Below are 12,567 nucleotides of genomic sequence, written 5' to 3' on the forward strand. Positions count from 1 at the left end.
GTTTTTTGCTGGGACGTAAAACAGCCCGAAAAGGCGTGAGTTATTGCCTTTTCAAGCTAATTCGGATAAAATGGAATAGTAACGATTTTTTTGGCCAAAAAATGCGCGTGAAATAGTTGTAACAAAGGCAAAAAAATGGTAGTCTTTTAAATTGAGAGATAGCCTTTTTTGTTAAAATTCCTTTTTTGGTGAAAAAGGTCACATTAAAATTTCTTTGATAAAGGAGAATGTCAATATGGAACAAGCAAGTTTTGTAGTTATCGATGAAACAGGAATTCACGCCCGTCCGGCGACTTTACTCGTGCAGGCGGCAAGCAAATACAGCTCTGATATTAACCTTGAAAACTCTGGTAAATCTGTAAACCTTAAATCAATCATGGGTGTTATGTCACTTGGAGTTGGCAAAGGCGCTGAAATCAAAATCACTGCTGAAGGTAGTGACGAAAAAGAAGCGATTGAAGGTTTAACTGAGGTACTTAAGAAAGAAGGCATGGCTGAATAATGGTAAAAGAGTTGAAAGGGATCGCAGCATCTGACGGGATCGCCATTGCGAAAGCTTATCTGCTCGTTGAACCAGATTTATCTTTTGAAAAATCTGAAGTGGCTGATGCAGAAAGCGAAGTTAAACGTTTTCAAGATGCCGTATCAATTTCACAATCTGAACTTACAAAGATCCGCGAACAAGCTGCTAAAAGTTTGGGTGAGGATAAAGCACAAATTTTTGATGCGCATTTGTTAGTTTTAGGTGACCCTGAAATGATCGGGCCGATCGAAGAAAATATTAAAAATAACAAAGTGAATGCAGAAGCTGCATTGCAAGAAACAACGGATATGTTCATTGGCATGTTTGAGTCGATGGACAACGAATACATGCGTGAACGTGCTGCAGATATTCGTGACGTGCGTAAACGTATTCTTTCTCATCTGCTAGGTGTAACGATTCCAAATCCAGCCCTAATTGATGAAGAAGTAGTTGTTGTTGCGAAGGATTTAACGCCTTCTGATACAGCACAACTTAATCGTCAGTTCGTAAAAGGTTTTGTAACAGATATTGGTGGGCGTACCTCGCACTCCGCTATCATGGCTCGTTCGCTTGAAATTCCAGCGGTTGTTGGAACAAAAGAAGTAACAGCAGATACGAAAAAAGACGATATGGTTATTATTGATGGGCTTGAAGGTAACGTTATCATCAATCCGTCTGATGACCAAATTGCTCACTATAAAAAAATCCAGTCTGACTTTGAACTTCAAAAAGCAGAGTGGGAAAAACTTAAAAATGAATCTACTGTTTCGAAAGATGGTGTTCATGTTGAGCTTGCAGCTAATATTGGGACGCCAAACGATTTAGATGGTGTGATTTCAAATGGTGGGGAAGCTGTTGGCCTTTATCGTACAGAATTCTTGTACATGGGACGCGATAATTTCCCAACTGAAGAAGAGCAATACGAAGCTTATAAAGCGGTTCTAGAAGGAATGGAAGGGAAATCCGTTGTTGTTCGTACGCTTGATATTGGCGGAGACAAAACACTTCCTTACCTAGATCTTCCAGAAGAAATGAATCCATTCTTAGGATTCCGTGCAATTCGACTTTGCTTTGCAAATGAAGATTTGTTCCGCACGCAATTACGTGCTCTCCTGCGCGCAAGTGTTCACGGCAAACTTAAAATTATGTTCCCAATGATTGCGACAGTTGCTGAGTTCCGTCAAGCTAAAGCGATTTTACTTGACGAGAAACAAAAGCTAGTTGCTTCTGGAACTGACGTGAATGAAAATATTGAACTTGGAATCATGATTGAAATTCCGGCCGCAGCTGTTCTTGCTGATCAGTTTGCAAAAGAGGTGGATTTCTTCTCAATCGGAACAAATGATTTAATTCAATATACAATGGCGGCAGACCGCATGAATGAACGTGTTTCTTATCTTTACCAACCCTACAATCCATCTATCTTACGTTTAATTAAAAACGTTATTGATGCTTCTCATAAAGAAGGAAAATGGACAGGAATGTGTGGGGAAATGGCTGGAGATCAAACAGCGATTCCGCTTCTGCTTGGAATGGGACTTGACGAATTTTCGATGAGTGCTTCAAGCATTTTGAAATCTCGTTCATTAATCAAACGTTTAGATCAAACAAAAATGGTTGAGCTTGCTGATAAAGCTCTTAACCAAGCAACAGCTGAAGAAGTAGTTGCACTTGTTGAGAAATATACTGCTGAATAAGCGGCTACTAAGACCGGGGATTTTTCCTCGGTCTTTTTTTATGTGGAACGAATGGCCTAAACATGGTATAGTAAAACTGTGATTTTAGAATTGGCTGATAAATAAACATCAGACACTAAAAGACAATAGCATAAAAGACATAAAGGGGAGAACAGAATGAAAAAATGGATGGTTGTAGTCAGTTTAGTCACAGTTATGTTTTCAGGACTTACGGCTTGTGGAACGAATCCGGAGTCGAGTCAGTCCGAGCATGAAAAGCAAGCGAAGAAAGTTGTTAAACAAGTTAAGTTGTCAGTGAAAAGTGATAAAGTGGAAACAGATGATCACGGGAACTTTACGATTTCTGGGAAGACAGAACCAGGAGCTACACTTTATAACAACGGAGAAAGAGAAACGACGGCTGACCAAGACGGGAACTTTGAATTTAGTGATGACGTAACAGCAGACGAAGACTATCAAGTTGTAGTTACTGCAAAAAAGAAAAAAATGAAGCAAAAGAAAGTAGAAGTTTCGGTTGTATTAAGTAAAGGCTATTTGGCTTTTAAAGCTGAAGAAAAAGCGAAAGAAGAACAAACACGAATTGAAGAAGAGAATGAAAAAAATGAAGCGGATCGATTGCTTGCGGTAGCGGAAAATAGCTTGGGAAATGCTGATTTAGACCGAGCAAAGGATTACATCACAAAGAGTAAGTATTTGACGATGTCCGACTATAGTTATCGTATTGACGGGATCTGGAATAAGATCTCTGCGAAGCAAGAAGAATTAGCACAACAAGAGGAAGAACGAAAGAAAGAAGCAGTCCGAAAAAAAGAAGAAGCAAGAGAACGTGAAAAACAAGAAGCTGCAAGAGCAGCTAAAGATCGCCAAAGTCCAAATAGCGGAAACTCCGGTTCACAAAATGGGCAAGCGTCGGTAGATAAGAATGAACAGCAAGTTCTTATTACAGCAACGGGATCGAAATATCATAACCATAAATGTGGCAACGGGACTTATTATCCAGCGACACTGAGTGAAGCAAAAGCACGTGGTTTAACGCCTTGTTCTAAGTGTTATCGATAATGTGCTCAACTGCAAGAGCTTAGTCAAAATACTAGGCTCTTTTATATATAGTAATAGTAGAAAACAGAAAAATATGCTATAGTAAATTTGTTCTATTTATTTAATTGTGTTCAATCGAGAAACGATCAATATGACACATAAATGCAATAGACTATTTTGGATGGAAAAAAAAGAAAAGGGAGAATGTTATATGCCGACTTCAAGATTAAGTTTTAAAGGGAAGAATCTGTTTTTTGTTTTATTTTTAATTTTAGCTTCTGTTTTAGTACCAGCTCAATCAGCTGAGGCTGCGTCTAAAACTGTACATGTTGGAGTACTAGCTGCCAGTAAAGTAAATAAAGAGGAAGCTAAACTTCATGTCCAAACCAATTTACCGTACAAAATGAAATTTTTTGTGGTGGTCAGTGATGCTAATCAATTTGAAAAAGAAGTCAAAGTGAAAGTAGCAAAAAATGGAAAGCTGAAAAAAACGGTCGATGAATTACCAAATGGAACGTATAAAGTTACTTATCAATCTTATCAGCCTAAAAAACAGCCTCGAAGTGTGAAAAAAATAATTGGTAAAAAAGGACAGCACTTAAAGGGTGAAGATGTTACTAAAAAGAAAGTTGTTAAGTTTAGTGAAACGATTAAAGTCGAACATTCAACTGTAAAAAGTAAGGCTGAAAAAGAAGCGCTAGCTAAGCAAGAGGAGGCGAAACAACAAGAGCGCGAGGCCGCACTAGCAAAACAAGAAGAAGTAAAACGACAAGAAGAGGCACGAAAGAAACAGGAAATTCGAAAACAAGATGAAGCGCGAGAACGCGAAAAACAGGCCGCTGCAAAAGAGAGACAAAGTCAAAATGGTGGGCAGTCTGGTTCACAAAATGGGCAGGCAGCGGGCGATAAAAATGAACAGCAAGTTCTTGTTACAGCAACGGGATCGAAATATCATAACCATAAATGTGGCAACGGGACTTATTATCCAGCGACACTGAGTGAAGCAAAAGCACGTGGTTTAACACCTTGTTCAAAATGTTATGGCTAAATAGGGAATGAGAGTCTTGATCAATTGAGTCAAGGCTCTTTTAGTTCCTTCTTGAAAAAGATGGGGAAAACTCTTTATAATAAGAGGGAATAAAAAAAGGGGTTGAAGTCATTGTTCTTTGCTTATGCTGCGATTTTCTTTTTGTTGATTTTTCTTGTGCTTTATGTTTGGGATAGGCGAAGAATTAGCAATGGGATTTTTCTTACGCTGGGTCTTTTTTCTGGGCTATTATTTATTTTGTACTGGGCCTTTGCAGCGACGGCTTCGAGTCGATCTGATATTCTGCAGGTTCTTGTAACGGGATTATTAATTTTACTGGTGTTATTGATTCCGTTTTTTTTCTTCGGGATTATTATTGGTCTCATTATGAACGGGCGGACGATGATGAGAAAAGAAAGTAGAAGGCTTGCGAACTTACTTCCGATGTTTCTAGGGATTTTGTTTTTAGGACTTTTTATTTGGGGGATTGCCCAAGGTTTGGTTATTGGAGGAAGTCCGATTTTGTGGTTATGCTATTTCTTTGTTTTACTTGTCATTAGTTACTTTACTTTCTTCTTTGTCACTTTTTTAGTGTCGACTTTTATTTATCAATATAATTTTCCGCGGTACCATCAGGATTTTATCATTGTACTCGGTAGTGGATTAATTGGCGACAAGGTTCCGCCACTTCTTGCAAGTCGTTTGGATAAAGCGATGGATTTTTATTATAAGCAAGAAAAGAAAACCGGAAAGAAAGCCAGTTTTGTTGTTTCTGGTGGCAAGGGTGCAGATGAATTGATTTCAGAAGCAAGTGCGATGCGCAAATATTTGGTTAGCAAGGGAATTCCAGAGGCGTATATTTTGATGGAAGATAAATCTATCAATACCCTGCAAAATATGAAATTTTCAAAGGAAAAAATGGATACGATCATGGATTCTTATCGGAGTATTTTTGTCACGAATAATTTTCATTTGTTTCGAGCAAGTTTGTACGCAAGGAAAGCGGGCTTGAAAAGTCAGGGGATTGGATCAAAAACTGCTCTTTATTATATGCCAAGTGCGTTAATTCGGGAATTTATTGGGATTGTGATGATGTATAAATTTGTTCATTTATTTATTGTCGGCTTTCTGTTTTTCGTTTTTGCCGTACTTGTATTTATGCAGTTACTTTAAAGGAGGAAAGAATCATGAAAGAAATTGGCTTTGTTGGAATCGGTGTGATGGGAAAAAGTATGGCGCAAAATTTACTGAATTATGGCTATACGGTACATATTTATACACGTACGAAGAAAAAAGCAGATTCGCTTATCCAAAGTGGGGCCATTTGGCATGATAATCCTGCTAAGCTTGCGGAAGTAGTTGAGCTTTTGATTACGATGGTAGGTTATCCAACAGACGTGGAAGAATTGTATTTATCAGAAGGTGGCTTTCTTGAAACGATGAGAAAAGGCACGGTTGCAGTGGATATGACAACTTCTTCTCCTGAACTTGCCAAAGCGATTTATAGTGAGGGAAAGGCGGCTGAAATTGATGTACTTGACGCCCCCGTTTCTGGTGGAGATATTGGGGCTAAAAACGGAACGCTTTCAATCATGATTGGTGGTGATCGTAAGGTGTTTGAACATGTTCGGGAAGTGTTTGAGGTTCTTGGAGAAAATATTGTTTTTCAAGGCGAGGCTGGGTCTGGTCAACACACGAAAATGGTCAACCAAATCGCCATCGCTTCAAACATGATTGGTGTGACAGAGGCGATTGTTTATGCAGAAAAAGCAGGGCTTGATCCAGAAAAAGTTTTACAGTCCATTTCGTCAGGAGCTGCAGGAAGCTGGTCACTATCGAATTTAATTCCACGTGTCTTAAAGGATGACTTTTCACCGGGATTTTTCATCAAGCATTTTATTAAAGATATGCGAATTGCACTAGATGAAGCGGCAAAAATGAAGCTTGAGCTGCCAGGACTTGAGTTAGCTGAAAAAATGTATCAAACTTTGGCGGATCATGGTTTGAGTGATGAAGGAACGCAAGCACTAATTAAGTACTATCAGTGAAGAAAGAAGGAGCCTGCAAATATATTTTTGCAGGCTTTATTTTGAAGGGAAATCAAACATTAAATTTGCAAAAAGTTAGTTTGAAACTAGAGATAGAGGGAACTAAATATATGACTTTACAGAAGGAAGGGAATCGAACATGAAACAACTGGAAAGATTGCAGGTTCTTAAAGACATTGTAAACATTGATTCAACGAATGGAAATGAAGAAGAAGTCGCAGATTATTTAGCGAACCTTTTTAAAAAGCATGGCATTGATTCAGAAAAAGTTCAATTTGCTGAAAATCGAGCTAGTCTGGTTAGTGAAATTGGAGAAAACGGTAAACGCGTGCTTGGTGTTTCGGGGCATATGGATGTTGTCGACGCTGGAGACGTGTCAAAATGGACTTATCCACCGTTTGAAGCGACTGAAAAAGACGGGAAACTTTATGGCCGTGGATCGACGGATATGAAGTCTGGGCTTGCTGCGATGGTGATCGCAATGATTGAATTGAAAGAAGAAAAGACAGAACTTCCCGGCAAGGTGAAGCTTCTTGCGACAGTTGGAGAAGAAATCGGGGAGCTTGGAGCCGAACAGTTGACTTCAGAAGGCTATGCGGATGATTTGGATGCGCTTGTTATCGGGGAACCAAGTGGGCCACAAATTTGCTATGCGCATAAGGGATCCATGAATTATACGGTGAGTTCATACGGCAAGAATGCACACAGCTCCATGCCAGAATTTGGAGTCAATGCAATCGATAACTTGATGCTTTTTTATAATGAAGTTGAAGATTTTGTCGCTTCGATTAAGGAAAGCAGTCCATTACTTGGCAACTTCACGCACAATGCGACCGTCGTTTCAGGCGGGAATCAAGTAAATAGCATTCCTGAATTTGCGAAGCTACAAGGGAACATTCGGACGATTCCCGAGGTGGATAATGAAAAAATTCAAAGCGTGTTTGCGGATATTTTGAAAAAGCTAAATGCGGAAAAAGATGTGAAATTGGAGCTTGTTTGGGACTATGATAAGCTTCCTGTTTTTAGTGATAAAGATTCGGATATTGCACGAATCGGCCAAGCGGCTTATGAAAAACAAACCGGCGAAAAAATCAAGTTCGTTACGGCGGCAGGAACGACGGATGCAGCTGAGTTTATCAAAGCCAAAAAAGAATTTCCGGTCATTATTTTTGGTCCAGGTAATGGAGAAATGGCTCACCAAGTGGACGAATATGTTTCCATCCAAAATTACATGGATATGATTGAAGTGTATAAGGATATGATGGTGGGTTTTTTGAATGAGAAGTAAGCGAAAAAAAGCGATTCGAGGGAAACCTCGAATCGCTTTTTTTTATTGAAATTGGGCCATGAAGTTTTGCATGCGTTCCATCGCTTCAGCAAGGTCATCAAAAGATGCCGCATAAGATAGTCTGAAGTAGCGCTCGCCTTTCTCGGAAAAAGCTTCTCCGGGAACAACTGCTACTTTGGCTTCTTCTGCAAGGCGCACGGCCCAGTCGAAAGCATTTTCTTGAACGGAATCGGGCAATTTAACGAAAAAATAAAAGGCGCCATCTGGCGGGATGATTTCAAAACCCATTTTGAGTAGTCGTTGCTCGACAAAGCCGGCCCGTGTTTTATATTCAGTGCGCATCGGCAGGCAATCTTCTTTTCCGTTTGTAACGGCTTCAAGGGCCGCTTTTTGGCTGATCGAACTTGCGCAAGTAACGGTATATTGATGTACTTTAAGCATTTCTTTTAGCAAGTTTTTTTCTGCCATCAAAAAGCCAATTCGAAAGCCTATCATCGCATGAGACTTCGATAAACCATTGATTACGATTGTTTGCTTCGGCAAAAACTTACGAATAGAAACGTGTGCAGCTCCGTAATGGAGTTCGCTATAAATTTCGTCAGCCACTACATAAATCCCTGTTTTTTCTAAGACGGAAGCAAGTGCAGCTAATTCCGCTTCGTCTAACGAGACACCAGTTGGATTAGAAGGATAAGGCAGAATCAGTGCTTTCGTTTTTTCCGAAATCGCTTGTTCTAGTTGTTCCGGTGTTAATTTAAAACCACTAGCTGTCGTATCTACCTTAATAGGGACCGCTCCGAGGAGGCGAATGATCGGTTCGTATCCTGGATAAATCGGGTCTGGTAAAATGACTTCATCGCCAGCGCTAAGGATCGTTTCAAGCGCCACTGCAATTGCTTCTGTTGCTCCAACTGTTGTAATAATTTCTTCTTCTGAGAAACCAAGTTGATACTTCTCATTAAAATAGTCGGAAGCCGCACGAAGAAGTTCAGGCATACCAGCATTATTTGTATAGTTTGTGAAATTTTCATGAATCGCATCTATCGCCGCTTGTTTGATATGTTCTGGCGTATAGAAGTCCGGTTCACCGAGCGTTAATTTAATCATACCAAGAGTGCCAGAAACGCGTGTATTAAAGCGACGAATGCCGCTAATTTGAATTTCTGCTAATTCAGGTCGAATGGGTTTTAACATACACTTCACCTTTTTTCTATTTGTTCTGTGTTTTATCATATCATAAAGAAGCGGCAAAAGGCGAACAGGAGGGAAGAGAAACGGGAACAAGTGATTAGTACAGGAAAAAAGATTCCAAGGGCAAGCCTTCAAATAACCTAGTTAGCCGTTGTCATGTAGCTGTCATATAGCAGGAAAGACAAGGAAATGAGCTGTTTTTCAGGTTTTTTTATTACACAAGTTATAGTATGATAGGAAGGATAAGGAATACGAAGAAATTGGGAGGAATTGCGAAAATGAGCGATTTATTTACATCTATTAAAAAACAAGTGGCAGGAAAAAACGTTAAGATTGTTCTGCCAGAAGGAAAAGATGAAAGAATTGCTGGTGCTGCAGCTAAGTTAAAAGAAGAAGGAATTGTTGAACCGATTCTTCTTGGAACAGAAGAAGAAATCGCAGCGGCAGCTAAAAAAGCAGGTGTGGATCTTACAGGTGTTGAAATAAGAAATCCACAAGACGATGCTGATTTCCCTGAACTTGTAGCGGCTTTTGTAGAACGTAGAAAAGGAAAAGCAACGCAAGCAGACGCTGAAAAACTTTTACTTGATCCAAATTACTTTGGAACGATGCTTGTTTTCACTGGAAAAGCAGACGGGCTAGTAAGCGGAGCGATTCATTCAACGGGGGATACGGTTCGTCCAGCTTTGCAAATTATTAAAACAAAACCTGGTATTTCGAAAGTGGCAGGCGCGATGATTATGGTTCGTGACACAGAACGTTACTTATTTAGTGATGTAGCAATCAACATTGCACCAACGGCAGCAGACTTAGCTGAAAATGCGGTCGTCAGTGCTGGAACGGCTTCAATTTTCGATATTGATCCACGTGTTGCAATGCTAAGCTTTTCAACAAAAGGATCCGCTAAATCGGATGAGACTGAAAAAGTTGCGGAAGCTACTCAATTAGCGAAAGAAAAAGCACCTGAATTGACACTTGACGGGGAATTCCAATTTGATGCGGCATTCGTTCCAAGTGTGGCTGAACAAAAAGCACCAGGTTCTGTATTAAAAGGAGACGCTAATGTATTTATCTTCCCAAGCCTTGAAGCAGGAAACATCGGGTATAAAATTGCACAACGTCTTGGAAACTTTGAAGCGGTAGGGCCGATTTTACAAGGTTTAAATGCGCCTGTTAACGATTTATCACGCGGATGCAACACGCAAGATGTTTACAATCTTTCATTGATTACCGCTGCTCAAGCAGTTAGCGAATAAAAAAATCCAAGCCTCGGCTTGGATTTTTTGCATAATTAGGCGTACAAGTGGGTATGAAAAAGAAAAGGAGGATAAATTTATGAAACGCATTTTATTTCCGATTCTTGCGTGCGTACCTGCGCCTTTTTTATATTTTTATATTGAGTATGCGTTCACGGCTTCTGCCACTTATCCGTGGTTTCTTATCCCGCTGACCATTTTTTACTTTGTGTTAACGGGTTATGTGAGTAAAAACTATTCCATACTCAGTTTGCTGTGTTGGAATCTAGGTAGTTTAGTCTTTTCATTTTTATTTGCCCATTTTTTCCTAGTAGAGGATATGGAATATTATGAGCCATTTGGGGAGCATTTCATGTTGATTTATACTTGGGCATTAATGGTTGTCGCGCAGCTTTTTGTGCGCCACGTGATTCACTATTACAATGAAAATATTCGCCAAGAAAAATAAGCCACTTACTAGCTTATCATCCTGAGTAAAATCAGGATCGACATGCTAGAAGCTGGCTTATTTTTCTGCTAAATACTGTACATTTTTAGGCAAGCTGGTTACTTTTTTGTAATTCGAAACCAAATGATTGCTGTTTACGATAATTTTAAAACGTTCATTTTGTGCTAGCTTTTTCTCGGAGTAAAAAGAAAGTTTGGAAGACTGTCCTTTTGAATTATAAACAGTTTCCGTGTATTTATAGCCTTTAAATTGGTTTTTTTTGACGGGTTCTCCATTTGATTTCATTTTAACAAAATAAGAGCTAGCTGTTTGATTATCTGGAACTAAATATTCAAAAATAAAAAGAGTGGATAAGAGCAATGTTGCAGCTAGAAGTCCTAGCAAAGTTGTTTTTTTCTTCATAGTGCCCTCCTTTAGTTTTTTCTTTCTCTATACTCTTATTCTACAGAAAAAAAGGCATGCATTCCCTCGGATAAACTAACAAAATAAGAATATACCTTACAATTTTGTCATGTTCGAGAAAAAAGTCTTGCCTTTTCTAGTAAAAATATGGTTAAATAGAAAAGCTAATAACCGTTAGGTAAAAAAGAGGGATGTAAGATGAAAAATAGTGATCAAATTTTAGAAAATGGCTCAGTCGGTAAGGTTTATGTTAAATATTTAATTCCTTCACTTGTTGGTATGCTTTTGATGTCGATAAACATTGTCATTGATGGTATTTTTGTTGGACATCGCCTTGGTGGTGTGGCACTTGCGGGAATTAACATTGCTGTCCCTGTATTTTCGATTTTTACAGCAATTTCGCTTTGGATCGGGATCGGTGGGGCTACACAATATTCGTTTGCGCTCGGCGAAAAAAAAGTGGGGCTTGCACAAGTTATTTTTACACGTTCGATTGTAATGGTGTTCGCGATTACAGTCCTACTCGCTATTTTAGCTTTTATTTTTCGAATTCCGCTTGCGTATACGCTCGGTGCGAATGAAGAAACCATTCCCTATGTGATGGACTATATGAATGTTTTGCTGTTGTTTGGTTTTATTTTGACGCTTGAAAATATTTTAAGTATCTTTGTGCGAAATGATGGAGATCCAAACTTAGCAATGGTTGCCCTTATTGTGACAGCTGTGATGAATGTTCTTTTGAATTATATCTTTTTGTTCATTTTAGATTTAGGTGTGAAAGGTTCGGCTCTCGCAACAGTTTCCGCTATTGCCATCGGAGTTGTTATTCTTGCGACACACTTTTTCAAGAAAACAAGTCGGTTGAAATTTGTTCGTTTCAGTTTAACGCTTGATTCGCTTAAGCGAACTTTTTCAATTGGATTACCAAGTTTTTTATCCGAACTTGGGATGTCAGTTTTCACGATGGGCTATAATATTGCGATTGCAACTGTGGCAGGAACGGCAGGTGTGGCGGCCTTTTCCGTTTTAAACTACTCGCATAGCGTTATTTTAATGATGTTGCTTGGTATGGGATCAGCCATCCAACCCCTGATTAGTTATTATCGCGGAGCTAAACTCGTCCGACGCGAAAAAGAGACGGTGCGCTTAGCTGCGATTGTTGCCATTTTGACGGGGGCATTCTTTTTCATTATTGGCTTGTTTTTCGCTGATCAAATTGTTCGCTTATTTGGCGATTTTGAAGCAGATATCCATGATTTGGCTGTACTAGGTGTGCGCATCTTTTTCTCTAGCTACTTATTCATGGGCTTTAACTTTGTCATGATGACCTATTTCCAAACAACAGACCGGATTGGCATGGCGACATGGGTAACTGTCGCAAGAGAATTGATCTTTATGGTGATTTTCTTGTTTGTTTTACCACCATTTTTCGGAGCTGCCGGCGTCTTTAGTGCGATTCCGATTTCTGAATTGATTGTTGCTGCAAGTATTTTTGTTTATGCACGTTCGAAACATTTATTTAAACTTCCCGTTTCTTAAAATGGGAAGTTTTTTTCACGAAAAAAAATTGAAAAATTTTTGTTTTGGGACTTGAAAAAATCAAGGTTTTATGTATGTCTAGCTTAGAGATTGTGAAAATAAAAGGTTAG

General features: G+C 39.2%; 12 protein-coding genes. 10 read left to right on the forward strand and 2 right to left on the reverse strand.

Annotated elements, in window-relative coordinates:
- The first annotated feature begins 235 nt into the window (after positions 1-235).
- The 7 genes from UR08_RS01825 to UR08_RS01855 all read left to right on the forward strand — a co-directional run bounded on the left by UR08_RS01825 (position 236) and on the right by UR08_RS01855 (position 7,621).
- Positions 236-502, forward strand: coding sequence for a phosphocarrier protein HPr (locus UR08_RS01825; RefSeq protein WP_036072022.1), 267 nt, complete (start codon positions 236-238; stop codon positions 500-502).
- The gene (ptsP, locus tag UR08_RS01830) at positions 502-2,220 is read left to right on the forward strand and encodes a phosphoenolpyruvate--protein phosphotransferase (protein WP_115751960.1); all 1,719 of its coding nucleotides are present in this window, start codon (positions 502-504) and stop codon (positions 2,218-2,220) included. The genes UR08_RS01825 and ptsP overlap by 1 nt, the downstream gene beginning before the upstream one ends.
- Before the next feature lie 156 nt (positions 2,221-2,376).
- The gene (locus tag UR08_RS01835) at positions 2,377-3,279 is read left to right on the forward strand and encodes a hypothetical protein (RefSeq protein WP_115751961.1); all 903 of its coding nucleotides are present in this window, start codon (positions 2,377-2,379) and stop codon (positions 3,277-3,279) included.
- 190 nt (positions 3,280-3,469) lie between these two features.
- Positions 3,470-4,306: a hypothetical protein gene (locus UR08_RS01840; RefSeq protein WP_115751962.1), complete on the forward strand. Its 837-nt coding sequence runs from the start codon at positions 3,470-3,472 to the stop codon at positions 4,304-4,306.
- Between the two features lie 111 nt (positions 4,307-4,417).
- Complete coding sequence (locus tag UR08_RS01845; protein ID WP_115751963.1) at positions 4,418-5,458, forward strand: YdcF family protein; 1,041 nt, start codon at positions 4,418-4,420, stop codon at positions 5,456-5,458.
- Positions 5,459-5,472: 14 nt separating this feature from the next.
- Positions 5,473-6,333, forward strand: a complete 861-nt coding sequence (locus UR08_RS01850) for an NAD(P)-dependent oxidoreductase (protein WP_115751964.1) — start codon at positions 5,473-5,475, stop codon at positions 6,331-6,333.
- Between the two features lie 139 nt (positions 6,334-6,472).
- Positions 6,473-7,621, forward strand: coding sequence for an ArgE/DapE family deacylase (locus UR08_RS01855; RefSeq protein WP_115751965.1), 1,149 nt, complete (start codon positions 6,473-6,475; stop codon positions 7,619-7,621).
- A 42-nt stretch (positions 7,622-7,663) separates the two neighbouring features.
- Here UR08_RS01855 and UR08_RS01860 read toward each other — a convergent pair whose 3' ends face one another.
- The gene (locus UR08_RS01860) at positions 7,664-8,815 is read right to left on the reverse strand and encodes an aminotransferase class I/II-fold pyridoxal phosphate-dependent enzyme (protein ID WP_115751966.1); all 1,152 of its coding nucleotides are present in this window, start codon (positions 8,813-8,815) and stop codon (positions 7,664-7,666) included.
- 275 nt (positions 8,816-9,090) lie between these two features.
- On the opposite strand from UR08_RS01860, the gene pta reads away from it, so the two are divergent.
- Positions 9,091-10,068, forward strand: coding sequence for a phosphate acetyltransferase (pta, locus tag UR08_RS01865; RefSeq protein WP_115751967.1), 978 nt, complete (start codon positions 9,091-9,093; stop codon positions 10,066-10,068).
- Positions 10,069-10,147: 79 nt separating this feature from the next.
- The gene (locus UR08_RS01870; protein WP_115751968.1) at positions 10,148-10,516 is read left to right on the forward strand and encodes a hypothetical protein; all 369 of its coding nucleotides are present in this window, start codon (positions 10,148-10,150) and stop codon (positions 10,514-10,516) included.
- A gap of 57 nt (positions 10,517-10,573) precedes the next feature.
- On the opposite strand, the gene UR08_RS01875 is transcribed toward UR08_RS01870, so the two are convergent.
- Positions 10,574-10,918: a YxeA family protein gene (locus UR08_RS01875; protein ID WP_115751969.1), complete on the reverse strand. Its 345-nt coding sequence runs from the start codon at positions 10,916-10,918 to the stop codon at positions 10,574-10,576.
- A gap of 198 nt (positions 10,919-11,116) precedes the next feature.
- Here UR08_RS01875 and UR08_RS01880 point away from each other — a divergent pair, with 198 nt between their 5' ends.
- Complete coding sequence (locus UR08_RS01880; protein WP_115751970.1) at positions 11,117-12,457, forward strand: MATE family efflux transporter; 1,341 nt, start codon at positions 11,117-11,119, stop codon at positions 12,455-12,457.
- Positions 12,458-12,567 lie beyond the last annotated feature (110 nt).

It is taken from the genome of Listeria kieliensis, from assembly GCF_003369925.1.
GTDB lineage: Bacteria > Bacillota > Bacilli > Lactobacillales > Listeriaceae > Listeria > Listeria kieliensis_A.